Genomic DNA, 24,507 nt, shown 5'->3' with positions numbered 1-24,507 from the left:
AAGAATTAATAAAAATTATATTAGACGAAATTGAAAATAACGAATGCCTTTAAGTAGATTCAAAAATAGTTTTTGAGACACTAAAAACTTATAAATTTAGAAAAATTTTCTACAAAAATGATAACAATAAAGCACAATATGAAATTGCACCGGCTAAAACATCACCAAAACTTTCTCTTAAAGAACATCGCTTACTACAACTACAAATTCAAAGACTCAGTGAAGCTGAGATTAACATAGGAGCAATCATAATAAATAATCTAAACAGCAAAATATTTTATATAATCAACCCTTATGACTTCTTCAAAAAAGAATCTTAGCATCAAGTAAATAAAATGATTAAACTAATTCAACAATTTAATCCAATAGAAATTGGTATATCTAACATCATAAAATCATTAATATTACAAGCAAAATATCATAAATTAGATACAAATACAATTAAAATTTTTGAAAGAGCAGATTTACTTAAAACTATTCAAAATAAGCTAAAAGAAAAGCTTAATATCAGCACTCAAAATTTAAACGATGCTCTTGACACAATTCAACTTAAGCTTAACCCCAATATCACATTCAAGTTTAAAGACAAAAATAATACAAATGACTATATTGAACCAGATACAATTGTTATAAGTAAAGACAATAAACTGAGGATAAAAATTAAAAAAGTCAATATTTTAAAAAAGAAGTTAAAGATTTGAAAAAATATAAACAATCAAAATGGTTAATTGAATCTTTAAAATAAATAGATAAAATACTAACTAAATAAGAATAGCAACATATACACTGCAAAAAGAATTCCTACGAAGAAGCTTTAAGGAGTTAAGATTAATAAAATTAGCTGATATATCTGAAAAAATTAATCTATCAAAATCAATTATATCAAGAACAATAAAAAAATAAATACTTAAAATTTAACTGGGGCACAATCTCAATTAGCAAACTATTTAATTCAGTCAGAAATGCTAAAACAAATGAATTTTCAAAATCAAGCATTAAACTAATAATAAAGAAAACATTGTAACAAAATAAAAATATGGTAGATAATCAAATTTCTGATATACTAAAATCTAAAGGAATCACCATTTCAAAAAGAACTGTCAATAAGTGTAGGAATGAATTAGAATTTAAAGGAGAAATTTATGGAACCTAAAATACAAGCCATTAATTATCATTTAAGTGATCATACAAAAGATTTTATTGTAAAAAAATTAGAAAAAATTGGGACACATATTAAACAAAATTCAGAAAGTCTCAAAATTACAATAAAAAAAGAAAATGATATCTTTGATATAGATGCTCATCTTCACTTTAATTGGGGGAAAATAATACATATTACAGAACATGGCAAAGAATTATATGCTTTAATAGAACGATTAGTAGAAAGACTACAAAATACAGCAAACAAAGAAAAAAATAAAAAAGATACAGTAAAATGAATAAGTAAAATTAAATGCAAGCAATAACAATTGAGATAAATAACAAAGAAGGTCTCCATTCAAGGCCATCAAGCATGATTGCAGAACTTGCAAGCAAATATCCTTATTGTAATGTAAAATTGGTTACAGAAGATGGAAGAGAAGCTGATGCCAAATCTACAGTTGAAATTATGATACTTGGAGTTATATATAAAGAAAAAATAAAAATCATCGCAAATGGAAAAAAAGAAACTGAAATCATTGATATACTATCAGAACTATTAAAATCAAACTTTAAAAAAGAGATTCAAAAATGAACAAGAAAATTTTATACAAAATATTATTTATCATAAATCCTATTCTTTCATTTGGAATGGCAGACTATATGAAAGACACAAGCCATAATATTGACGCCAAAATTTCTTCTTTCATAATGAGTTTAGCAATCATTGTAATATCAGCCAGTCTACTTGGAAATTTAGTAAGCAAATTCGGAATCCCAAAAGTAATAGGACAAATAACAGCAGGCATACTTTTAAGTCCAACATTTCTTGGTAAGATTAAAATGCCTTTATTATTTCCACTAGGAATCATTAGTGTTAGCGATCATTACTTAATCAATGAAGAAATATTTGCAATATCAACAATAGCCTCAATTATCCTACTCTTTATGGCAGGTCTTGAAACAGATTTAAAATTATTCCTTAAATTCTTACCACGTGGAGGACTAATAGGAATAACGGAAGTTATTGGTACTTTTACAAGTTTTGTACTAATATCTACCATTTTGTTTGATGTACAATTAATAAGTCCTACAGCTCTTTTTATAGGGATTATTGCAACACCTTCTTCGGCAGGAATTGCTGCAAGCATACTCTCAGCTAAGAAAAAAATGAGTACATCAGAAGGCGTTACAATAATATCAACTTCAATAATTGATGATGTCCTCTCAATGATTATGCTCACAAGTGTAATAACGATATCAAGATCACTCTCGGATCTTGATATCGCAATCTCAATTACAGCCACAATTAAGAACATACTAATTTGGTTTTGTTTAACATTCATATTGATATTGTTATCAGAACCAATTTCAAAATTACTAAAAAGCTTCAATAGTGTTACTCTAGCAACCGTTATAACTATTACTTTTACTTTTATTGTTGCAAGCTTTTTTCAAAATTTAGGAATGTCATTTGTAATTGGAGCTTACATATTTGGACTTGCCATGTCAAAAACGGATATTGTATGTGTAATCCAAGATAAATTAACAATATTTGAAAGGTTTTTTATTCCAATATTCTTTACATCAATAGGGCTTATGGCCGACATTAATGTAATATTATCAAAAGAAGTCTTAATCCTTGGAACTCTGCTCAGCCTCATAGCCATAGCAACAAAACTCATATATTGTTTCATTCCATCATGTTTTTTAGGATTTAACAAGCTAGGTGCACTAAGAATAGCTTTTGGAATGGTTCCAAGAGGTGAGATATCATTAATTATTGCAAACTTAGCACTCTCTTCTGAATTTATAAGTCAAAAAATATTTGGAATAACAATAATCATAGTTTTCTTGCCAACAATCATTGTAACACCCATAATAAATATTCTATTCCAAATAAATAAAAATGGATTAAAGAAAGAAATTAAAACAGAGCAAAATACTCAAATCACAGTATCATTCAAATATGACAACCTAACAAAAATACTTGTATGGGAATTAAAAAATGAATTAAGGAAAGAGGGATTTTTTACCCAACAAATAAAAAATGACTTCTCACAATACATAAACGCAAGATACAATGACATTTCACTATCCATAAAAAGAGAGGGAAGCAAGATTACATTTGAATGTCCAAATAAACACTTAATCATCATACAAGATTTATTTAGAGAAACTATTCTAAACTTAGAGAGAATAACTGAAGAAGTTAAAACTGTTTCTGTAAAGGCACAAAAATTAAACTACTCAATCAATTATAATAAAATACGCAGTAACATCGCTCTAAATAAAAGAATTAAAAAAGAAAACATTATTTTAGAATTAAAAGCAACAAATAAAACCGAAGTATTAAGAGAATTATTAGGTGTAATAAAAATTGAAATTGACAAAGAAATAATATTACAAGACTTAATGGAAAGAGAAAAGCTAATAACCACAGCCCTTAAAGAAGGATTTGCAATACCTCATTTAAAAACCAATTTAATTACAAAAATGCATATTGCCATTGGTATCAGTCATGATGGAATTGACTTTAATGCCACTGATAAAAATTTAAGTCATATATTTATATTAATACTATATCCAGCAAAAGAATATGTTAATTACCCACGTATTTTAGCATCGATTGTGGGTAAGGTTGATTCTAATAAAAAGGAAATGCTTAAAGCTAAAACCGATAAAGAAATTTATAATATAATAGTAGGATAAATTATGTTCAAGACCATTAAATGCAATCAAATAAACGATAAACTTATAAACCAAAAGATAGAAATCAATGCTTGGGTAAAAAAAATAAGACATCATGGAAAAGTTACCTTTATTAATCTTAGAGATAGATATGATGAAGCACAGGTACTTGTAAATGACGAGAAGCTTTTAAAGATAACATCTCAAATAAAGATGGAATACTGCATTAAAGTCCAAGGAAAGTTAGAACTAAGACCTTCAAATCTCGTAAACAAAGAAATGAAAACAGGGGCATTTGAAATACTTGCAGAGAATATAAATATAATTTCAAGATGTAATGAACTGCCCTTTATGATCGAAAATAACAATAATGCAAATGAAAATGCAAAACTTGAATATAGATATTTAGATTTAAGACGTGAAGAGCAAAAACAAAAAATAATATTAAGAAGCAAAGTAACACATATAATTAGAAATTACTTAATAAAAAAAGACTTCTTAGAATTAGAAACCCCAACATTTGTCAAATCAACCCCAGAAGGCGCAAGAGATTTCCTTGTCCCATCAAGAATACATAAAGGGCACTTTTATGCACTACCACAATCACCACAAATTTATAAGCAACTCACAATGATAGCTGGACTTGACAAATACTTTCAAATAGCTAGATGCTACAGAGATGAAGACTCAAGAGGTGACAGACAACCAGAATTCACACAACTTGACATTGAAATGAGCTTTATAAAGAAGGAAAATATATTTAAATTAATGGAAAATCTTATTTTCACCATTTTTAAAAACACACTAAACATTACTTTACCCAAAAAATTTAAAAGAATGACTTACAAAGATGCAATGAATACATATGGAAGCGACAAACCAGACACTAGGTATGAATTATCAATACAAGACATGAGTAAACATTTTAAGAAATCCTCATTTAATGTTTTTAAAGATATATTACAAAATAAAGGCACAATAAAAGCACTTATAATAAAAAATCAAGCTCATAATTTTTCAAGAAGCAAAATTAATAATTTAGAAGAACATGCCAAGATTTACAAAACAAGTGGTCTTTATTTTGCAAAAATAGAAAATAATGAATTTGTAGGGGGCATTGCCAAATTTTTAAATAAAATAAAACAAACTTTATTTCAAACTTACTCACTTGAAAACAACGACATAATATTTTTTATAGCTGATTCATGGAAAACTGCTTGCAAAGCCATGGGACAAATTAGAATCAAAATTGCAAATGAACTAAACCTTACAAACAAAAACACATTTGAATTTTTATGGATTTATGATTTTCCCCTATTTGAGTACGATGAAGACACAAAAAACTATAAAGCAGCCCATCATATGTTCTCACTCCCCCAACAAAAATATATCCATACTTTAGAAAGCAATCCAAGTAAAGTCTTAGGAGAAGTTTATGATCTTGTATTAAACGGCATGGAACTTGGTTCAGGCTCAATCAGAGTGCACACAAGAGAACTTCAACAAAGAATTTTTAACATAGTGGGATTTAAAGACACAATAGCAGAAGAAAGATTTGGTTTCTTTTTAAAAGCATTAGAATATGGGGCTCCCATTCATGGTGGAATAGCCATTGGAATTGATAGGCTCTTAATGCTAATGACACATTCAAGTTCAATAAAAGATGTAATACTTTTCCCAAAAAATTCATTCGCAGCAAGCCCACTTGACAAATCTCCTTCAAAGATTCCAAACGAACAACTAAGAGAACTAAATTTAACAATTGAAGATTATAAAAATTAAGGATGCCAAAGCATCCTTACACTAAAATTATTCAATCGCAATCTTTTTCTCTTGGGTTTTCTCAATAACTTCCGCCTTCTTAGGAAGCTTAATATGCAAAACACCATTTTTTAGTTCTGATTTAATTTTATCTTGATCAATATTCCCAGATAATCTAAAACTTCTTGCAAAAGAAATATCTCTTCTCTCTACTCTTAAGTACTTATCATGTTTCTCTTCTGATTCATCCTTACTCTCATAACTTATTGTCAAATAATCATTTTTAATTGAGATTGATATATCATCTTTTTTTATCCCCGGTAAGTAAGCTTCAAGAATAAATGACTTGCCCTCATCCTTAATATTAACTGGAATATCATGAAAACCTCTAGGACTCATAAAATCAAAGTCATCATTCAAAAAATCCAGAAAATTTTTCTTATAATTTGTTAATAACATATAAAACCCCTTTTTATCAATTTATATAAAAGCTCATACAAAAAAACATTCTATTTAAATATTAAACAAATATTCAATAATATTAAACAAATATTCAATAAATATTATAAATAAATAAATAAATAAATAAATAAATAAAAAGCATAATGATGATGGGAATAAATTTAACATTTAAATATAATAATAAGTCCATTTATGTATAATAAATACACAAAAATGAAAAAGTCGCCCTCATAGGCGACAAAGTTCAAATTTTTAATTATACCTGTCTCAATTTCTATTAATATTATTAAGACTCTTGCAAGCAAGTTTTACACGTTCCTTAATGCTAATCTCAGATTCTCTAAGCCACACTCTTGGATCATAAAACTTTTTGTTTGGAACATCAGCATTACTACCATCACCAAGTTGCCCTTGTAATCTATTTTCATTATTCTTATAATAATTCAATATACCTTCCCAGGCAGCCCACTGAGTATCTGTATCAATATTCATTTTAACAACACCATAAGAGAGTGCTTCATGAATTTCTTCTATTGTAGAGCCAGAACCTCCATGGAACACATATGAAACAGGCTTTAGATCACTTGAATTAGTCTTTGATATAACATAATTTTGTCCATCTCTTAATACTTTAGGAGTAAGCTGAACATTTCCAGGCTTATAAACTCCATGAACATTTCCAAAAGCCGCTGCAATCTGGAAATTAGGACTAACTTTCATAAGTTCAGAATATCCATAATAAATATCTTCAGGGGTTGAAAACAACTCATGTTGCTCCCTATCTGAATTATCAACGCCGTCTTCCTCGCCACCAGTAATTCCAAGCTCAATTTCCAGAAACATTTCAATTTTGGACATTCTCTCTAAGAACTTTTTTGATATTTCAATATTTTCTTTAATTGGCTCTTCAGACAAATCCAACATATGTGAAGAAAACAAAGGACGTTTATGCTCTTGATAATATTTCTCTCCATACTCCAAAAGCCCCTCAACCCAAGGAATTAATTTTTTTGCGCAGTGATCTGTATGAAGAACAACAGGTACTCCATAATGTTCTGCTAGCAAATGAACATGCATAGCACCAGAAATGGCTCCAAGGATAGAAGTCCCCTGAGGTTTGTCAACCTTGAGTCCCTTACCACAAATAAAAGCAGAACCACTATTTGAAAACTGTATCATAATAGGAGAATTAATTTCTTTTGCTGCTTCCAAAACAGCATTAATTGAATTTGTACCTACACAATTAATTGCAGGAATAGCAAATCCTTCACTCTTACATATTTCATATAAAGTATGTAGCTCCTTACCATAAACCACTCCAGGCTTAATCTTATCTAACACACCCACCTATAATACCTCCTTCCTCATAAAATGAAATATATCTTATATTATATACCTTAAAACCTAAAACTGACCCTAATTTAAAAAAACAAAAATTCAAAAAACAAACAAATACAGAACAATATACTACTTAACTATCTTAGATTTATACCAATTTGCAAATTTTTTTATCCCCTCTTTAATAGAGGTTAAGGACTCATAAGCAAAATCATTTTTAAGTTTTGAAATATTACAACAGCTCTTAACAACATCTGCTTTTTGCATAGGTAAAAAATTTTTACAAGCTTTATTTCCAAGATTTGTTTCAAGCTCATTAATAAACTCCAAAAGCTCAGTAGCATGTCCCGTACCTATATTGTATATCTTATAAGGAGCAAGAGAGCTTGAAGAATTGGGATTTTGTACATCAAAATTACCATCACTCTCAGCCGGTTTTTTAAGTACACTATAAACACCATCTGCAACATCATCTATATACGTAAAGTCTCTAGCCATATTCCCATTATTAAAAACATTAATGGGGGTTTGTTTGATAATCCCATCTGCAAATAAATATAATGCCATATCAGGTCGTCCATAAGGCCCATAAACCGTGAAAAATCTTAATCCTGTTGTTGGGATATTAAAAGATGAACTGTAAGCATGAGCTATAATTTCATTAGACTTTTTGCTAGCTGCATATAAATTTAAAGGATGATCTGTAATGCTATCCTCATCTGAAGGCATCTTTTTATTTATTCCATACACTGCAGATGTTGAGGCATAAACAAAATGCTCAATATGACTTTTATGTATTCTACATGCATCCAACACATTAAAAAACCCAACAATATTAACTGAAATATAACTATCAGGATTTTCAATACTATCTCTAATACCGGCCTGAGCTGCCAAATGACAAACATGCGTAAATTTATAATCAGAAAAAAGAGATAAGACTTTATCTTTATCTAAAATATCAAGATAAATAAAACTTAAATTATTATATTTATTACTTTGAATAACTTTCCCACTATCTATATTCTTACGATCGAACCCTAAAACTTCTAATCTCTCATATTTCAGATTAGGTTCATAATAATCATTTAAAACATCAACACCTAAAACTTCATGCCCATTATCAGCAAGCCTCTTGGCAACATGAAATCCAATAAATCCTGCAATACCCGTTAAAAATACTCTCATACAATAAATCCCTTAAATTAAATAAATAATAAATTTATTATCATAATCCCTATAACTACAAAATATCAACCAATTAAATATCAGTCGCTTAAGTAGAATCTAAACATATGAATATAAATCATCGGCTTACAAATATAGAAAGAAAAAATCTTACTTCCTAACATTAGAGTCTCTTTTTTGATAACTATGAAAATTATTATTATATTTACTACTCCTAACATAAGAAATTCTAACTCGCTTTAAATTTCCATCTCCCTCACTCTCTGTTTTAATATCACTATAACGATTCAAAGTAGTATGAATAATTCTTCTCTCAAAAGGATTCATTGTTGGCAAAAGAATAGAACGTCTACTCCTTTTAACCTTATGCAAAGAATTAATTGCCAAATTAATAAATCTTGATTTAAATCTTTCTCTATAATCCTCAATATCTAATACTATCCTATTAAAAATACCATTGTCTCCAATAAGCCTAGACATGTAAACATTTGCCAAAAGCTGCAAAGCATCTAAATTTCTTCCTTCTCTTCCAATCAAGATATTTGGACTGTCTGTATCAATAGAAATCTTAATATACTCACCTTCTCTAGATTCAATCTTTAAATCAACACAATAACCCATTTTATTTATCATTTCTTTAACAAAATCTAAAACCTTATCACAAATACCTTCATTAATCTGAGCCTCAGACTTTGGTGTGTCCTCTTTCACATGAGGCGATACTTTTATCTTAATCATCTCTTTTTTAAATAAAAATCCAACCTTTTCCTTATCCAAAATCTCTACATCAAACTCACCTTCTCTTAAATCAAGATCTCTCATTGCCTTTTTAATTGCTTCTTGTTCTGTTTTCCCATAAAATTCATAACTCATCTGTTCCTCCTTTCAGATACATTCATCTTTATATAGTATTGTTGCAAAATAGTAAAAATATTGGTTGTAATCCAATAGATTAAAAGTCCTGATGGCATATCATAAAGTATGAAAAAAAACATAATAGGCATACCAAAATATAAAAATTTCTGTTGTGATCCAAGATTTTTAAAACTAACATTAGAACTAATTATTGTAGATAATAACTGAGTAATCATCATAATAAAAGGTAAAATTCTAATATCAGTCCATACAAAAACTTTATAACCAAAATAATATATGCTATCACCAATTGACAAATCATCAATCCAACCTGGAATAAAACTAGCCCCCCTTAGCAAAAAGAAATTATTTACAAGACCATAAAGAGCAAAAAATACAGGTAGTTGTAAAAGAATAGGCAAGCATCCTCCAAGAGGATTAACACCTTCTTCCCTATAAAGTTTACCCATTTCTTCATTTAATCTTTTGGGATCATTCTTAAATTTTACTTGTATCTCTTTCATTTTTGGCTGTAACTTAGAAAGTTCTGCTGTAGCCCTAAAACTCTTAAAAGTCAAAGGAAATATAAGTATTCTTACAACAATTGTTAAAAAAATTATTGAAAGTCCCCAATTAGGAATAACATCATAAAAAATTTGCATTATTAATTGCATAGGAACTTGAATAAAGTATAACAAGCTTTTCTCTACAGACATTCCAAATTCAACATTAGATAAACCAAAACTATTTAGATTATTTTTATTAAAAATATCTAAATATACATTATCTCTAGGACCTGCATAAATATAAAAGGTATCACTAATATTAGTGTCACCTATTTTGTTTAAAACAAAAGTCTTTAAAACTTTATTTTCTTGTTTGAATTCAACATTCATATTTTCTTTTGAAACTAAAACTTCAAAATATTTAGTGCTTGAACCAACCCATTTAGGCTTAATAACACTTAAACCATCCTTACCATATCTAAGCTTAGTATCATAATAAATACTCTGAGATAAATAATTATTATATTGCAGTTTACCTCTCTCACTTAAATTTTCAATATCAGAACTTAATACAAATTTATAAAAATCAATATCAAAATTATCATTAGCATCAACATTATTTAAAAAAATTTCAAGCTTGATTAAATATTCATTTTGGCTTGAAAATGTATATCTCTTTATATACTCATAATATTTGTCATTATATTCAAACTTGGTCTTAAACTCATGTGTATAATCATTTATTTTGTCATATGAAAACAAACTTTTAGTTAAGTTATCAAAGGTAATATAAAAAAGACCTTCCCTGTCCATATTAAACTTAACCATTTCTGTTGGATTCCTCTCTAAATTTAAATGATCTTTAAGCTTTAGAGAAACTAAATTACCTCTAAATGTCGAAAAAGTAGCATAATATATACTAGTCTCAACACCAATTTCTTTAGAATTAGTACTTAAACTTAAAACATCATCTTCATCAATTGAATGATGCTCAACATCAAAATCTCTATCTAAATTAAATCCAATCTCTCTCTCCACTACAGAAGGGGATTTTCTAGAGAAAAAGACATCATCAATAAGCATAAAAATACCAATAAAAAATAAAGACAAATAAATAGCTCTTAAAATTCTTTTACTCTGACTCACACTTTCCTCTTCATGACATGCACAATTATATTCTTTAGCATAGTATCAACTTCATGATAATTAACATCTACTCTTTGAGGATAAACTACAAAAATAAAGTCAACATACCTATTTTTAAGTAAAGCTAACTGTTTCCTAAAACATTCCTTAAAAATTCTCCGAACACGATTTCTCTTAACAGCACCTTTAAAAACTTTAGGAAAAGTAACAATCATTCTAGAGCTTAATAAGCTTGTAAACTCATAAAATATGTTAATTCCTTCTATCCTAATAAATCTACCTTTTTTAAAAAGCTCCTGAATTTCTACCTTTGATTTTATGCTAATATTTCTTTTTTTCATCAGAAACAGTTAATTTTGATCTTCCCTTAGCCCTTCTTCTGGCAAGAATAAGTCTTCCGCCCTTAGTTTTCATCCTAGCCCTAAATCCAAATTTCCTGTTTCTCTTAACCCGACTCGGCTGATAAGTCCTCTTCAAAAAAGCCCTCCAATTAAAAACATTCTTTAGTCATAAGATATAAGTTAAACACTACAATATTATATTATACAAATACAATTGTCAACAAAATCATCTTATCAAAACCTTTATATCCAATATTTCAAGACCTGTAGATTCCTTTATTAATTTTATTATTTTTGATCTATTAAGAGAAACACTATATAAAACACTTGAATTCTTAACAGCAACAAATAATATTTTATTATCCTTCAAATTCAATAATTGTACTCTATCTGAAAGATCTTTAAATATAATTTGCCAATTTTTAGACAATATAAAACTGGCATTTAGCTTTTCATTAGCACATATATCCGTATTTAAATATTCTTTAAGTACATCCGCGGCTTTTTTAAAGCTCAAATCTTCCATTTTTAATCCTGTATACTATAAAATTACTGTCTTGTTTAATATCATAACAGTCATCTAAAAATGTAAAGAAGCATTGAGAATCTTTAGGTAGGATATCAAAAAATCTCTTTCTTCTCACACTATCCAATTCCAAAAATACATCATCAAAAAGTAAAATGGGAGATATACCAAATTGCTTATTAAACATAATGACCTGAACAAGTCTATAAATCAAAGCAAGAGCCCTGATTTGTCCTGTCGAAGAATGATGAGTAAATACTCTCTCACCGCTTAATATCTCATATAAATCTCTGTGTGGACCTATTAAAGTACTTTCATTGCAAAGTTCATCTTGTTCTTTTAAAAGCAAAGTTTGCAAAAATTCATCCCTTTTAGAACATTTCACAGAAGGTAAATATTTAATCTCTAAACTATAAGAAACATCAAAAATAAAAGAATAATAGTACTTAAAAAAATCATAAAAATGCTTGATAAAATTTTCCCTCATTTTTGTTATCTCAAAAGCAAAATCAACAAAAGTTTCATTATAAACTTTAAGTAAATCTTTATTGCCTTGTCTTAAAATCAAATTTCTTTGCCGTAAAATCCTTCGATATTTCCTAAGAGAATCTAAATAACTTAAAGAAACAAGACTTATTGCCTGATCAAAAAACCATCTCTTCTTAGCAGGAGTTCCAATGATAAACTCAATATCATAATTTGAAAAAATAATTGATGGAATGTTCAATATCAAATTTTTTCTATCTTTTACAATGCTATTGTTAACCTTTATTTCTTTTTTTCCATTCCTTAAGGACAAACAAATTTCTCCAGCCTTTCCTTCAGTATTATAGAGACACTTTAAATAAAATTCAGTCTTGCCATATGTAATAAGTTCTCTATCAGTACGAACTAAAAAAGAAGATGCAAAAGCAAGACAATAAATAGCATCAAGGATATTAGTTTTACCTGAACCATTCTCTCCGCAAAAATAAATATTATTAAAATCAAAATTAATGACCTGATTCTCTATATTTTTAAAATTAAAGAACTCTACTTTCTTTATCATCTTGCCAATAAAAAAGAATTTTAGTTTAATACCATGGGCATTATCAAATGAATGAAACCAAAATTTGCAGGGTCACTTAATTTCAATATACCCCCTCCATTGAATTTTATCTCTAACTTTGAAGTATCAAATACACCCATTGCTTCAGTAAAATAAGCACTATTAATAGCTACAACTTCCTCGCTCCCTTCATAATCATAATTAGGACTTTGTACAAAAAATTCACTCTTTCTCCCTGTAATTGGATCTTCTGCCATAAGTCTTAGTTGATTACCTGCAAAATTCAGAATAACTTTTTTAGACCTTTTGTCTGTGTAAGAACTTACCCTTGAAAGCCTATCTTTTAAAATGCTAACATCGATTAACGCTTTGTTCTGCTGTTCATTTGGTATGATACTTTCATAATCAGGATAGATTCCATTTATCAGACTGCAAACTATTTTATAATTATTAAATTCAACATAAAATTTTTTATCAGAGACCTTGAGCTTTATAATACCTTCTCCTACCATCATCTGCTTTAGGAGATTAACCATTTTGACAGGAACGATAAAATTGATATCCTCCTCAAATATTAAATCTGTTTTATATACAGACAGTCTATGCGAATTGGTAGAAACAAATGTCAATGCAGAGTTTTTGTCTTTTGTAAAATAAATTCCATTTAAAACGTTCTTGGACTCATCATGTGAGGCTGAAAATGAGACTTTGTTTATAATTTTCTTAAATTCCCTTTGAGTTAACTCAACTGTTAAATTGTAAGTCTCTTCATTTATGTCATAATTGTAAATTTCAATCTCTTCACTAGAAAAAGTTGGCTCATTTAAATGATCATTTATGAAATTGTCATTTTTATTTTCTGATTCACCAATAATGTTTAATTTGCTTTCATCTTCTATAAATTTTATTTTTAGCTCATTGTACAAATTTAGTGCTTTTACTGCATCTGAAAAGTTTGAAGCATTGATTAATACTTTAAAATTTTCTGCTGAAACAATTGGAATTGTGCTTTCAAAAAAGATATTCCTATCTGTTGCCTTTATTTTGAGGTTGGAATTTTTTACTTCTAGTAATATTGCACTCCAAATGTCATTTATATTTCTATTTAAAATTATACTTTTGGCTTTGTCAATCTCGTTCGAAATCTGTTCTGTGTCGCACAGTATAAATTTTTCGTTCAATGTTTTACCTCCTTGTATTATATTATCATTTATTGGCTTTCATTAATGCAAATTTTATTCAGTTTATTGTACGTATTTTTTATTATATTTTATATAGTTGTATTAGTAGGAAGCTGTCTAATTGTCTAATTCTGTTTATCTCTTTATTTTATAAGGAATAATATATGTTTAATTGTTTGTGTTTTTTGATGAATTATTTGTTTAATTTGTTCAAAAATATTTTGAATTTTATATATTTTGCTAGTTTTTGTTGATTTTGTTCATAAGTTCTATGATTAAATTGTTAATTTCTAGATCATTGTTTCTCTCTTTATCTATCTTATTTATCGAATAAAGTACTGTTGAATGGGTTTTTCCTCCAATGATTTTACCTATTTCAATTGTTGAAAGCTCTGTAAAATTCCTCAGAAGATAAGCATAAATGTGTCTTGCTTTTGTGATTTCAGGTTTTTTGCTGTTACCTTCAATGTCTTTATTTGTAAGTTTTAATTCCCTTAAGATAACTTTTTTTATACTTTCAATGTTAATTGTGTTATTTGTATTTGTGTTATCGTTTTCATAAGCTATTATCTCTTTAATTATTTTGTCTACTATGCTAGTGTCGATTTCTATATCTTCAAGGTCTATGTGAGCTTTTAATTTTGTTACAGCAGCTTCAAGATCTCTTATATTTGTTGTAACTTTTTTAGCAACTAAGTTGAGAATGTTTTTTGGAACTTTTATTCCATCTTCTTCTGCTTTTTTTTCTATAATTGCCACTCTTAATTCAAAGTTTGGTTTTGATATATCGACATTAAGTCCCCTTGTAAATCTGCTTTTTAATCTATCTGTAAAATTGATGAGTTCTGAGGGTTGTCTGTCGCATGTAAATACCATTTGTTTATTGTCTTCATAAAGAGCATTGAAAGTGTGAAAAAGCTCTTCTTGTATACCTTCTTTTTTTTGTAAATCATGAATATCATCTATTAATAACATATCTAGGTGTCGGTATTTTTTCTTAAATCTTTTTGTTTCATTTGTTTTTATACTTTCTACAAATTCATTTAAAAAATTTTCAGCAGTTACGTAAAGTATTTTAAATTCTTTATGTAATTCTTCTGTTTTGTTTCCTATACTTTGGAGTAAGTGTGTTTTGCCAAGACCAACTCCACCATAAATTAGACATGGATTATATTTTTTACCAGGATTTTTTGCAATTGATAAGCTTGCATTATATGCAAGCTTATTATTTGGACCTATAATGAAATTTTCAAATGTGTATTTCTTTTTAAGAAAAGGATTTCTATATTTTGTATGAATGTCTTCTTTTATAACGTAGTATTTTGTATTCTCTATTATGTTCTTTGTGTGAGTGTTAAGTATTGTTCTTTTTTCAGATGAATCTTGTTGTATAGAAATGTCTTTGAGTGAAGTGTTTTTTAATTCCATGCTATGAGTCTTGAATTCATTTGGTGGATTTATAAATTCAACATTAATCGTATTGTGGCCTTTTTCAGTGAGAATTTCTTTTATTCTTTTGGAAAATCTTTTTTCTACTTGGTTTTTATGAAAAGAATTTGGAGCAGATATTTTTATACTCTCATCAGTTGCATCTATGAAATATAAATTTTCAAACCATATGTAAAATTCTTCTTCAGAAAGTTCTTTCCTTATTGCTGCTAAAATTAAGCTCCATATGTTTTTTCCCTCTTGCATATCTTATCCTCGTCGATTTTGGCTTTTTATAATTATATCTTTTTGATTATTAGTATTGTGTATGTATAAGTATATAGTATAATAATGAACTGGAACATTATCTTAACTATTTGTGGGTCTTGAAATTTTATTGGTTTTAAGTCAAGTGGAATGTGTCTTGTAATTTGTGTTATTGAATAGATATTATATTGTTTTTAATGTAAAATTTGCTTATATCTATATTATGATTAATTGTGTGGAAGGTTTATGAGTTATGTTGCTAGTAATATTCAAGTGTTAAAGGGCCTTGAAGCTGTTAGAAAAAGGCCTGGTATGTATATTGGATCCGTTTCAATTAATGGATTGCATCACTTGGTTTATGAAGTGGTTGACAATAGTATTGATGAGGCTTTAGCGGGTTTTTGCGATAAAATAGAAGTTGTTATAAATTCAGATAATTCTGTAACAGTCAATGATAATGGTAGAGGAATTCCTACAGATATTCATGAGGAGGAAGGAATTAGTGCTCTTGAACTTGTTTTGACTAAGCTACATTCTGGAGGAAAATTTAATAAAGGTACTTATAAAGTTTCTGGTGGACTTCATGGGGTTGGGATTTCGGTTGTTAATGCTTTATCATCTTTTTTAGAAGTTGTTGTGAGCAGAGATGGAAATTTTTTTAAGCAGACTTATTCCAGAGGTATTCCAACATCTGGGGTTGAGATTGTTGGGGTAAGTTCTAATAGGGGTACTAAGGTTACTTTTTTAGCTGATTCTGAGATTTTTGAAACCTTGGAGTATGATTTTGAAACTTTATCAAAGAGATTGAGGGAACTTGCATTTTTAAATGATAAGATACGAATTTCAATTGAAGATAAGAGATTGGGAAAAGAGAGATTTTTAGAATTTTATTTTGAAGGTGGAATAAAAGCTTTTGTAGATTTTATAACAAATAATAGCAAAACTATTCAAAGTGAGTCCTATTTTATTGAAGGAACTTGTGATGATGTTATTGTTAGTGTTGGACTTAAGTGGACTGAAGGGTATTCTGATAATATTTTATCGTTTGTAAACAATATTAATACTAGAGAAGGAGGAACTCATGTTGCTGGTTTTAAAAGTGGTTTCTTAAAGGCAATGAGTGAAGCTTTTAAGGATTCAAAGGTAAGCAAAAAAGATGTTCCAAATCTTACATTAGATGATTTTAAGGAGGGTTTAACAGCGGTAATTTCTATTAAGGTTCCAGAACCTCAATTTGAAGGTCAAACTAAAGGGAAATTGGGAAATTCTTATATAAAAAAAATTGTTGAAACTATTGTACATAATGAGCTTTTGAAAGTTATTGGTGATAATCTTTTAGAAGTAGATATTATTCTTAATAAGGCAATAAGAGCTGCTCGTGCTCGTGAGGCTGCAAGAAAAGCAAGAGAGTCTGAGAGAAAAAAAAGTGCATTTGAAAGCTTGGCATTGCCTGGCAAATTGGCAGATTGTGCATCTAAAAACCCGGTTGAAAGGGAAATTTATATTGTGGAAGGGGATTCTGCAGGAGGAAGTGCAAAAATGGGAAGAGATAGGTTTTATCAAGCTATCTTGCCATTGTGGGGTAAAATGCTTAATGTTGAAAAAACACGGGAAGATAAGGTTATTACAAATGATAAGCTTATTCCAATAATTGCATCTCTTGGTGCTGGAGTTGGAAAGAATTTTTATATTGAAAAACTTCGTTATCATAAGATTATTATTATGGCTGATGCCGATGTTGATGGGTCTCATATTCGAACATTGCTTCTTACTTTTTTCTTTCGTTACATGAGGGAGTTAATTGATAATGGACATGTATATATAGCTATGCCACCTCTTTATAAAATTAAGTATGAAAATAGTGTTCATTACTTTTATGATGATTCGGAAAAGGAAATTTTTTTAAGCTCTATCGAGACTGGCAAAAGGGATAAAATTAGTCTTCAAAGGTATAAGGGGCTTGGTGAAATGAATCCTACACAACTTTGGGAAACTACTATGAATCCTGCTACTAGAAAAATGAAATTAATAGAGATAGATGATGCTATACAGGCTGAGAATATTTTTGTTACTCTTATGGGAGATGATGTTGAGCCTAGAAGAGAATTTATTGAGCAGAATGCGCTTGATGTAGTAAATCTTGATGTGTGATTGGAGCATTAATGGCAATTGAAGAATATAAAGAGCAAATATTAAATATAAAAATAGAAGATGAGGTTAAAACCTCGTATTTGAATTATGCAATGTCTGTTATTGTTTCAAGAGCCCTTCCTGATGTGAGAGATGGTCTTAAACCTGTTCACAGAAGAATCCTTTATTCAATGCATGAAATGGGACTTAGGGCTGATAAAGCATTTAAGAAGGCTGGAAGAATCGTTGGAGATGTTCTTGGTAAATATCATCCTCATGGTGATCAGTCGATTTATGAAGCACTTGTAAGACTTGCACAGGATTTTTCGTTAAGATATCCTATAGTAAGCGGACAGGGGAATTTTGGTTCTATTGATGGAGACCCTCCTGCTGCTATGAGGTATACTGAAGCTCGAATGGCAAAAATAGCTGAAGAGCTTGTTAAAGATATCGATAGGCAAACTGTTGATTTCAGACCCAATTATGATGATTCTTTGCTTGAGCCTGAAGTTTTACCAGCTGCTTTTCCATTTCTCTTGGTTAACGGTTCTAGTGGAATTGCTGTTGGAATGGCAACAAATATGGCTCCACATAATTTGAGAGAAATTTGTGACGCCATAGTTTATATGTTAAATCATGATAGTGTGTCTGTGTATGATTTAATTGCAATAGTTAAAGGACCAGATTTTCCTACTTATGCTGAGATTATTTATAATGAGAGTTTAGTTAAGGCTTATACAACGGGGAAGGGCAGTGTTGTTATTCGATCTCGGTATCATATTGAAGAAAAGAGAGAAGATCATATTGCTATTATAATTACGCAAATACCTTATGCTGTTAACAAATCTTCATTGCTTATGAAAATTGCATTCTTAATAAAAGAAGACAAGCTTGAAGGTATATCTGATATAAGGGATGAATCTGACCGTGAAGGTGTTAGAATTGTTCTTGAAATTAAAAAAGGTTTTGATCCTCATGTTGTTATGAATTTGCTTTATGAATATACTGAACTGAGGAAAAATTTTAGCATAAATAACTTGGCTCTTGTTAATGGTATTCCAAAACAATTAAATTTAAAAGAACTTATATCTGAATTTATTGATCATAGAAAGGAAATTGTTAGAAGGCGGGTAGAGTTTGACTTAAAAAAGGCAAGAGAAAAGGCTCATATTCTTGAAGGATTAAATATTTCCTTAAGACATATTGATAGGCTAATAGAAATAATAAGATTTTCTAGACTTGTCAAAGATGCTAAAGAATGTATTATTAAAGAATTTAATTTATCAGAAATTCAAGCTAATTCTATATTGGATATGAAGTTACAGAAATTAACATCTCTTGAGATAGAGAAACTTGAAGGAGAGTTTAAAATTGTCTTGGATTTAATAAAAGATTATGAAGATATTCTTGTTAGTCCAGAGAGAGTTGTTAATATTGTAAGGGAAGAGATTATTAATTTAAGTTTAAAATTTGGCGATGAGCGCCGAACAAAAATAATTTATGATGAGGAGGTTTTAAAAACTAGTATGTCAGATTTAATGCAGAGGGAAAATGTTATTGTTATTCTTACAAAGCAGGGTTTCATTAAAAGAATCTTACAAGATGAGTATAAACTTCAAGGTATAGGTGGTAAGGGCCTTGGTTCTTTTGAGTTACAAGATAAAGATCAAGTTAATATTGCTTTATGTGTAAATACCCATGACTTTTTACTTATGATTTCAAATGAAGGGAAGCTTTATGTAATTAATGCTTATGGAATTAAGGATTCTTCTAGAACTTCAAAGGGACAAAATATTCGTGAGCTTATTAATTTGGGAGAAACGGAAGAGATATTGGCTATTAAAAATTGTAATGAGTTATCTCTGGATAATTATTTATTAATAACAACAGCAAATGGAAAAATAGCTCGTATTGAAACAGAGGGCTTTAAAACAGTTAAATCAAGAGGCGTTATTGTCATTAAACTGGATGATAAGGATTTTGTTACAAGTGCTGAGATTGTTTCTAAGAATGATAAAATTATTTGTCTTTCTAAGAAGGGCAATGCTTTTGCATTTAATTCAAATGATATTAGGCTTACACATAGAGGGACTCAGGGTGTGTCTGGTATGAAAGTAAGAGAGGGTGATATGCTTATTAAGGCGTTATCAGCAAAACAAGGCTCCCATCTTTTAATTGTTTCTGAGAATGGATATGGAAAGAGATTAGAAATATCTAGAGTGACTGAGCTTAAAAGAGGAGCTACTGGTTATACTTGCTATAAGAAATCCGATGAAAAGGCAGGTGCAGTTGTTGATGCTATTACAGTTGCACAGGATGATGAAATATTACTTGTAAGTAAGACTTCAAAAGTTTTACGAACATTGGTTGACAAAATATCTGAGCAAGGTAAGGATGCTAGAGGAATGCAAGTGTTATCTCTTGATGAGGATAAATTGATATCTGTTTCAAAATTTATTAAATGATCAATTAATGTTATTTATATTGTTGGAATGTTCTACGTGGAACATTCTTTTTTTTTGGGGTTATTTTTTTAGTTGAAATTGACATAGAACAACTTTATAAAATTTTGTATTATTACAAGGAGGTTTTTGATAAAATGAGTGAGACTTTTAAAATGGTAGATATTAATCTTGTAGATGTAGATAAGTCGCAACCTAGAAAGTCTATTAATCTTGCTGAGCTTGAGGAATTAAGTATCTCTATAAGAGAAAATGGAATATTGCAACCTATTGTTGTTTTTCATGATAATGGTAGATATCACCTAGTAATAGGTGAGCGAAGATTTAGAGCTGCTAAATTAGCTGGTATGAGGCAAATCTCTATTATAGAGATAGAGACAACTAGAAAGAATAAAGATTTTATGTCTTTAATTGAAAATATTCAAAGGGAAAATTTAACTCCTGTTGAAGAGGCATATGCTTATAAAAATCTTATGGATAAGCATTCTTTGACTCAAAGAACTTTATCTGAAAAGATAGGTAAAAATAGGTCTCACGTTGCTAATCTAGTTAGAATTTTGGATCTTGAGCAGGAAATATTAAATTCTTTACATAAAAAAGAAATATCATTGGGTCATGCTAAAGTTTTATTGTCGTTAAAGGATAGTCAAGATAGATATGGGCTTTATCTTTTAATCATTAAAAAAAAATTGTCCGTTAGAGAAACAGAAAATTATATTAAAAATTTTTATAAACCTATTAATGATAAATCAGAAATCTTAAGAGATCCTTTTTTAAATAGTGTTAAAGAATTTTTAATAAGCAGAATACAAACTAAAATAAGTATTAAGGGAAGCAAAGAAAAAGGGAAGATCGAAATAAGTTATTTTACATCTTCTGATTTAAAAAGAATTATTTCTATTTTTGAGAGTATTAAGTAATTTTTTTTATGAGATTTATTTTTTGTCGTATGTCTTTTAAAATAATCAAAAATTCTTTTTTATTTTCTATTTTATCTAATTTAATGTTTTTAATGTTTTCTAATTCTTGTAAGAGTAGTTCTATTAGTTTTATAATGTCTTCTCTTTTAACTTGTGTTTTATTAAAGTTTTTTTCAAGATTTTTTTTGTTATGTTCATTTTTTTGATAACGTGATTTAAATTCTTTTAAAGATTTTATTTTTCCATTGAGAACTTCCATTTTTAAATGAGTAGGACAAGATTTTTTAGAAATTTCATATGAGAGTGATAGTGGTAAATTGTTTATTATGAGTTGCTTATCGGAATTTTCGACAAGCAATTCATATCTTGATATCAATGAGTAGACTTTATCTTTTTTAAATCCCATACTGGTAAACCATTTGTAAAAAAGACCGTCATATTGGTTATTGCCACGTAGTTTTTCTTGTGCCTCTTTTAGTATTCTTCCAATTTCTGTGTAGGTATTGTTGAATATGCTGAAAATCTCGTATTGCTTTATTTTTAAAAAATCGGCTATTTCTTTATCCAATTTTTCATATTTAAAACTTTTGTTTTGAATTATAATTAATTCTTGTTTTGCCAAAAATTTTTCGTCTTTTGTATTATTTTTTAATTTCTGACCCATTAAAGCCATTAAAGTGTCTAAATTATCTGACATTTTTATCCTTTGATTTTTTCCATTATTTCGTTTGTAAGCTCTAAAAAGTCCTTTGCTGCATTACTTTCTTTGTTATACATATATACTGGTATGTTTTCTTCTTGAGATTTGGAAATACTTATATTTTTTCTTATTTTGGTATTTAAAAATTTTTCTTTGAATACTTTTTTTAGATAATCAATATATTTTTCTTTGCTTTTGTTTCTACTATCATATTTATTGATAAATACACCAGTAATCTCTAGTTCTTGATTTATCTGTTTGACAGCAGTTATTGTATCTAATAATTGATTGATTCCTTCAAATGCAAAAAATTCTGTTTCTATTGGTATTAAAAGATATTTACTTGCAACAAGGGCATTTATTGTAAGTATTGAGAGAGTAGGAGGACAATCAAGAATGATGAAATCATAGTCATCCTGTTTATATTGTTCTAAAGCATTTTTTAAAAAATTTTCTCTTGCAAGTTCATGTATTAATTCTTTTTCAAGTAGTGCTAGTTTAAGACTAGAAGGAATTATATCCAAGTTAAAATTTTTAATAGGTGTAATTTTTTGTTTTTTATAGATAAGTTCATAACTTGAATTTGTATCTTCTTTTCTTAAAATATTAACTCCGCTACTGGTATTACCTTGTGAGTCAATGTCTATTAGAAGAGCTTTTTTATTAAGCAATGTGATTGAATAGGCAATATTGATAGCACTGGTTGTCTTCCCAACACCACCTTTTTGATTAATAATGGATATTATTTTCATAACAATTTTCTCTTAATCAGTGTATATTAATAATATTCTATTGTAGAACATAAATAATAAAAATGATAATAGTATATATAAAATTCTTTTTAGAAAAAACTAGAAAATACACATATAAACATTCAATCTGACTAGATGTTTATATGTGTATGAAGTTTAATTAAGTTATAGACATAATTTAATTAAATCAAATTAGAGCAGAGAGTTTGTTTGTAAAAATGTTAAGATATTTTTTTTGTCTTTTATGTTAAATTTTATTGTAGTGTTTATTTTATCTAGGAATTTTGCGTCTGTAATTTTAATTCCCATCTTATTTTTTGTTCGTATGAGTAAATTATATTGGTTATAGTTTAGATTAAGGCATAATGTTTCTATTTCTTCCTTTTCTGTTAGATTAGATTTGTTGATTACTTCTTGTGCTGCTTTGGAATATGCTTTAATTAAACCCTGTTTTCCAAGTAGAGTTCCTCCAAAATAGCGTACTGTAATAATTAAGGTGTCTGTTAAATTTTTGTTTAATATGGCGTCTAGCGTAGGTTTTCCGGCTGTTAATCGTGGTTCTTTGTCATCGTTCATTCCGTTTATAAATGAATTTGAATTGCCAATTCTAAACCCATAGACAACATGAGTTGCATTTTTAAATTTTAATTTATATTCTTTTAATATTTTATTTATTTCTTCTTTTTTTTCTACATGAAAAATGTATGATAAGAAAATTGATTTTTTTACTTCAATTTTTGAATAAATATTTTCTTTAGGAATTAGCATCATTCAATTTAATAATATATCATCTTTTTTATGTTGAAGTATTTTTAATTTATGTTTATTATTATTAATAATTGTTTTTTTTAAAATTCTGAGTGCAAGTCTTTAAGAGGTGTTGGAAATGATATCAGGGTTAAATCCTACGTTAAAATTGTTTAAGGAACATAGAATACTTTACTCTAATATGGAAAGAGGTTTAAAACCCCTCTTGGAGGTTGATAATTTTATTAATAAATACATTCAAAATAAAGAAGGTTTAGAAATTTATGATAAAGTTGTGGGCAAGGCCGCTGCTGTTATTATTTACAATATTGGGCTTCAAAATGTTCAGGCAGGTGTTATTTCTCAACCGGCAAAGGACTTTTTGGAAAGTAGAGGAATAAGAGTAAGTTTTAAAAGATTAGTAGAGAAGATAAATGATAAAACTGAGAACTTGATTGAAAGTTTAGAAAATCCAGAGGAAGTTTATAAGTACCTAATTAAAAGAGGAATTATTGTAAGTAATTCTTAAAATTTGAATTTATTTATTTTTTGATTTGGAATATACAGAAATGATTAGTCCTATGTTGTATATTAATATTATTAGGCTTCCCCAGCTTAAGTAGAAATTATCTTTTCCATAATCAAAAAACCATATTCCGGAATAAATTCCCAAAAATCCTCCAATAGCAGAGGTAAGCATAATTAAATTTGGATCAATTATATGTTTGATAATTTGACTTTTACCATCTTGGATAGTTTGTCTTTCAGAAAATTTACTGTCAATGAAAACCATAGCAAGTCCAGTAAGTGTGATGCATAGAAAATAGATTATAAAGATCTTTTTAATGAGTTTAAACATAAAACTTTTCCACCTTTTAGTTTTCAGTTGTTAAAATTAAATAATAATATAAATATAGC

Annotated in this window: 23 protein-coding genes and 1 pseudogene; 9 read left to right on the top strand and 15 right to left on the bottom strand. The window is 28.4% G+C overall.

What is annotated here, in order from left to right; translation table 11 throughout:
* Positions 1–65: 65 nt before the first annotated feature.
* The 5 genes and pseudogenes from bpSLO_RS08125 (at position 66) to aspS (ending at position 5,613) form a co-directional block, all read left to right on the top strand.
* A pseudogene (locus bpSLO_RS08125) lies at positions 66–1,153 on the top strand (RNA polymerase factor sigma-54).
* The gene (locus bpSLO_RS02230; protein ID WP_025375464.1) at positions 1,143–1,439 is read left to right on the top strand and encodes an HPF/RaiA family ribosome-associated protein; all 297 of its coding nucleotides are present in this window, start codon (positions 1,143–1,145) and stop codon (positions 1,437–1,439) included. Before bpSLO_RS08125 ends, bpSLO_RS02230 begins: the two are co-directional and overlap by 11 nt.
* A gap of 14 nt (positions 1,440–1,453) precedes the next feature.
* Positions 1,454–1,735 carry an HPr family phosphocarrier protein gene (locus bpSLO_RS02225; protein ID WP_011772396.1) on the top strand — a complete coding sequence of 94 codons (282 nt, stop codon included), beginning with the start codon at positions 1,454–1,456 and terminating at the stop codon, positions 1,733–1,735.
* Between the two features lie 56 nt (positions 1,736–1,791).
* Positions 1,792–3,852: a cation:proton antiporter gene (locus bpSLO_RS02220; protein ID WP_422109636.1), complete on the top strand. Its 2,061-nt coding sequence runs from the start codon at positions 1,792–1,794 to the stop codon at positions 3,850–3,852.
* A 3-nt stretch (positions 3,853–3,855) separates the two neighbouring features.
* Complete coding sequence (aspS, locus tag bpSLO_RS02215; RefSeq protein ID WP_025375462.1) at positions 3,856–5,613, top strand: aspartate--tRNA ligase; 1,758 nt, start codon at positions 3,856–3,858, stop codon at positions 5,611–5,613.
* A gap of 27 nt (positions 5,614–5,640) precedes the next feature.
* Here aspS and bpSLO_RS02210 read toward each other — a convergent pair whose 3' ends face one another.
* The 11 genes from bpSLO_RS02210 to dnaA all read right to left on the bottom strand — a co-directional run bounded on the left by bpSLO_RS02210 (position 5,641) and on the right by dnaA (position 15,878).
* A complete protein-coding gene (locus tag bpSLO_RS02210; protein WP_025375461.1) occupies positions 5,641–6,051 on the bottom strand; it encodes an Hsp20/alpha crystallin family protein in 411 nt (136 codons plus the stop codon).
* A gap of 270 nt (positions 6,052–6,321) precedes the next feature.
* Complete coding sequence (fbaA, locus tag bpSLO_RS02205) at positions 6,322–7,401, bottom strand: class II fructose-bisphosphate aldolase (RefSeq protein WP_025407401.1); 1,080 nt, start codon at positions 7,399–7,401, stop codon at positions 6,322–6,324.
* Positions 7,402–7,521: 120 nt separating this feature from the next.
* Positions 7,522–8,580 carry an NAD-dependent epimerase/dehydratase family protein gene (locus bpSLO_RS02200; RefSeq protein WP_025407402.1) on the bottom strand — a complete coding sequence of 353 codons (1,059 nt, stop codon included), beginning with the start codon at positions 8,578–8,580 and terminating at the stop codon, positions 7,522–7,524.
* 150 nt (positions 8,581–8,730) lie between these two features.
* Positions 8,731–9,453, bottom strand: a complete 723-nt coding sequence (jag, locus tag bpSLO_RS02195) for an RNA-binding cell elongation regulator Jag/EloR (RefSeq protein ID WP_025375458.1) — start codon at positions 9,451–9,453, stop codon at positions 8,731–8,733.
* The gene (yidC, locus tag bpSLO_RS02190) at positions 9,450–11,087 is read right to left on the bottom strand and encodes a membrane protein insertase YidC (RefSeq protein ID WP_025407403.1); all 1,638 of its coding nucleotides are present in this window, start codon (positions 11,085–11,087) and stop codon (positions 9,450–9,452) included. Before yidC ends, jag begins: the two co-directional genes overlap by 4 nt.
* Positions 11,084–11,428, bottom strand: coding sequence for a ribonuclease P protein component (rnpA, locus tag bpSLO_RS02185; protein WP_025407404.1), 345 nt, complete (start codon positions 11,426–11,428; stop codon positions 11,084–11,086). Before rnpA ends, yidC begins: the two co-directional genes overlap by 4 nt.
* Entirely contained in the window at positions 11,409–11,564 is a 156-nt protein-coding gene (gene rpmH / locus bpSLO_RS02180; RefSeq protein WP_011772387.1) for a 50S ribosomal protein L34, read from the bottom strand. Before rpmH ends, rnpA begins: the two co-directional genes overlap by 20 nt.
* 90 nt (positions 11,565–11,654) lie before the next feature.
* Positions 11,655–11,954: a DciA family protein gene (locus tag bpSLO_RS02175; protein WP_025375455.1), complete on the bottom strand. Its 300-nt coding sequence runs from the start codon at positions 11,952–11,954 to the stop codon at positions 11,655–11,657.
* Positions 11,935–13,002 carry a DNA replication/repair protein RecF gene (gene recF / locus bpSLO_RS02170; protein WP_025407405.1) on the bottom strand — a complete coding sequence of 356 codons (1,068 nt, stop codon included), beginning with the start codon at positions 13,000–13,002 and terminating at the stop codon, positions 11,935–11,937. The genes bpSLO_RS02175 and recF overlap by 20 nt, the downstream gene beginning before the upstream one ends.
* 20 nt (positions 13,003–13,022) lie before the next feature.
* On the bottom strand, positions 13,023–14,183 hold the full coding sequence (gene dnaN / locus bpSLO_RS02165; protein ID WP_025407406.1) for a DNA polymerase III subunit beta: 1,161 nt from the start codon (positions 14,181–14,183) through the stop codon (positions 13,023–13,025).
* A 240-nt stretch (positions 14,184–14,423) separates the two neighbouring features.
* Positions 14,424–15,878 carry a chromosomal replication initiator protein DnaA gene (dnaA, locus tag bpSLO_RS02160; RefSeq protein WP_246989756.1) on the bottom strand — a complete coding sequence of 485 codons (1,455 nt, stop codon included), beginning with the start codon at positions 15,876–15,878 and terminating at the stop codon, positions 14,424–14,426.
* Positions 15,879–16,124: 246 nt separating this feature from the next.
* Here dnaA and gyrB point away from each other — a divergent pair, with 246 nt between their 5' ends.
* The 3 genes from gyrB to bpSLO_RS02145 all read left to right on the top strand — a co-directional run bounded on the left by gyrB (position 16,125) and on the right by bpSLO_RS02145 (position 21,390).
* Positions 16,125–18,029 (top strand): DNA topoisomerase (ATP-hydrolyzing) subunit B, encoded by a 1,905-nt coding sequence (gene gyrB / locus bpSLO_RS02155; protein ID WP_025407407.1) that lies wholly within the window; start codon positions 16,125–16,127, stop codon positions 18,027–18,029.
* An 11-nt stretch (positions 18,030–18,040) separates the two neighbouring features.
* Positions 18,041–20,473 (top strand): DNA topoisomerase (ATP-hydrolyzing) subunit A, encoded by a 2,433-nt coding sequence (gene gyrA / locus bpSLO_RS02150; protein ID WP_025407408.1) that lies wholly within the window; start codon positions 18,041–18,043, stop codon positions 20,471–20,473.
* A 134-nt stretch (positions 20,474–20,607) separates the two neighbouring features.
* Positions 20,608–21,390, top strand: a complete 783-nt coding sequence (locus bpSLO_RS02145) for a ParB/RepB/Spo0J family partition protein (RefSeq protein WP_025375449.1) — start codon at positions 20,608–20,610, stop codon at positions 21,388–21,390.
* Here bpSLO_RS02145 and bpSLO_RS02140 read toward each other — a convergent pair.
* The 3 genes from bpSLO_RS02140 to bpSLO_RS02130 form a co-directional block, all read right to left on the bottom strand.
* On the bottom strand, positions 21,383–22,087 hold the full coding sequence (locus tag bpSLO_RS02140; RefSeq protein WP_025375448.1) for a hypothetical protein: 705 nt from the start codon (positions 22,085–22,087) through the stop codon (positions 21,383–21,385). The genes bpSLO_RS02145 and bpSLO_RS02140 overlap by 8 nt on opposite strands.
* 2 nt (positions 22,088–22,089) lie before the next feature.
* Complete coding sequence (locus bpSLO_RS02135) at positions 22,090–22,842, bottom strand: ParA family protein (RefSeq protein ID WP_025375447.1); 753 nt, start codon at positions 22,840–22,842, stop codon at positions 22,090–22,092.
* 192 nt (positions 22,843–23,034) lie between these two features.
* On the bottom strand, positions 23,035–23,613 hold the full coding sequence (locus bpSLO_RS02130; protein WP_025375446.1) for a YigZ family protein: 579 nt from the start codon (positions 23,611–23,613) through the stop codon (positions 23,035–23,037).
* Between the two features lie 115 nt (positions 23,614–23,728).
* Between bpSLO_RS02130 and bpSLO_RS02125 the strand changes: the two genes are divergently transcribed.
* Positions 23,729–24,118 carry a DUF1893 domain-containing protein gene (locus tag bpSLO_RS02125; protein WP_025407409.1) on the top strand — a complete coding sequence of 130 codons (390 nt, stop codon included), beginning with the start codon at positions 23,729–23,731 and terminating at the stop codon, positions 24,116–24,118.
* A 9-nt stretch (positions 24,119–24,127) separates the two neighbouring features.
* On the opposite strand, the gene bpSLO_RS02120 is transcribed toward bpSLO_RS02125, so the two are convergent.
* Positions 24,128–24,448 (bottom strand): hypothetical protein, encoded by a 321-nt coding sequence (locus bpSLO_RS02120; RefSeq protein ID WP_025375444.1) that lies wholly within the window; start codon positions 24,446–24,448, stop codon positions 24,128–24,130.
* Positions 24,449–24,507 lie beyond the last annotated feature (59 nt).

The sequence above is a fragment of the Borrelia parkeri genome, assembly GCF_023035815.1.
GTDB lineage: Bacteria > Spirochaetota > Spirochaetia > Borreliales > Borreliaceae > Borrelia > Borrelia parkeri.
Note: the sequence above shows the minus strand (reverse complement) of the source record. Positions and strands in the feature narration are given on the sequence as shown.

Coding starts and splice junctions, on each gene's coding strand:
- bpSLO_RS02230 (WP_025375464.1), top strand. CDS start 1,143: ATGGAACCTAAAATACAAGCCATTAATTATCATTTAAGTGATCATACA.
- bpSLO_RS02225 (WP_011772396.1), top strand. CDS start 1,454: ATGCAAGCAATAACAATTGAGATAAATAACAAAGAAGGTCTCCATTCA.
- bpSLO_RS02220 (WP_422109636.1), top strand. CDS start 1,792: ATGGCAGACTATATGAAAGACACAAGCCATAATATTGACGCCAAAATT.
- aspS (WP_025375462.1), top strand. CDS start 3,856: ATGTTCAAGACCATTAAATGCAATCAAATAAACGATAAACTTATAAAC.
- bpSLO_RS02210 (WP_025375461.1), bottom strand. CDS start 6,051: ATGTTATTAACAAATTATAAGAAAAATTTTCTGGATTTTTTGAATGAT.
- bpSLO_RS02200 (WP_025407402.1), bottom strand. CDS start 8,580: ATGAGAGTATTTTTAACGGGTATTGCAGGATTTATTGGATTTCATGTT.
- jag (WP_025375458.1), bottom strand. CDS start 9,453: ATGAGTTATGAATTTTATGGGAAAACAGAACAAGAAGCAATTAAAAAG.
- rnpA (WP_025407404.1), bottom strand. CDS start 11,428: ATGAAAAAAAGAAATATTAGCATAAAATCAAAGGTAGAAATTCAGGAG.
- bpSLO_RS02175 (WP_025375455.1), bottom strand. CDS start 11,954: ATGGAAGATTTGAGCTTTAAAAAAGCCGCGGATGTACTTAAAGAATAT.
- recF (WP_025407405.1), bottom strand. CDS start 13,002: ATGATAAAGAAAGTAGAGTTCTTTAATTTTAAAAATATAGAGAATCAG.
- dnaA (WP_246989756.1), bottom strand. CDS start 15,878: ATGCAAGAGGGAAAAAACATATGGAGCTTAATTTTAGCAGCAATAAGG.
- gyrB (WP_025407407.1), top strand. CDS start 16,125: ATGAGTTATGTTGCTAGTAATATTCAAGTGTTAAAGGGCCTTGAAGCT.
- gyrA (WP_025407408.1), top strand. CDS start 18,041: ATGGCAATTGAAGAATATAAAGAGCAAATATTAAATATAAAAATAGAA.
- bpSLO_RS02145 (WP_025375449.1), top strand. CDS start 20,608: ATGAGTGAGACTTTTAAAATGGTAGATATTAATCTTGTAGATGTAGAT.
- bpSLO_RS02140 (WP_025375448.1), bottom strand. CDS start 22,087: ATGTCAGATAATTTAGACACTTTAATGGCTTTAATGGGTCAGAAATTA.
- bpSLO_RS02135 (WP_025375447.1), bottom strand. CDS start 22,842: ATGAAAATAATATCCATTATTAATCAAAAAGGTGGTGTTGGGAAGACA.
- bpSLO_RS02130 (WP_025375446.1), bottom strand. CDS start 23,613: ATGATGCTAATTCCTAAAGAAAATATTTATTCAAAAATTGAAGTAAAA.
- bpSLO_RS02125 (WP_025407409.1), top strand. CDS start 23,729: ATGATATCAGGGTTAAATCCTACGTTAAAATTGTTTAAGGAACATAGA.
- bpSLO_RS02120 (WP_025375444.1), bottom strand. CDS start 24,448: ATGTTTAAACTCATTAAAAAGATCTTTATAATCTATTTTCTATGCATC.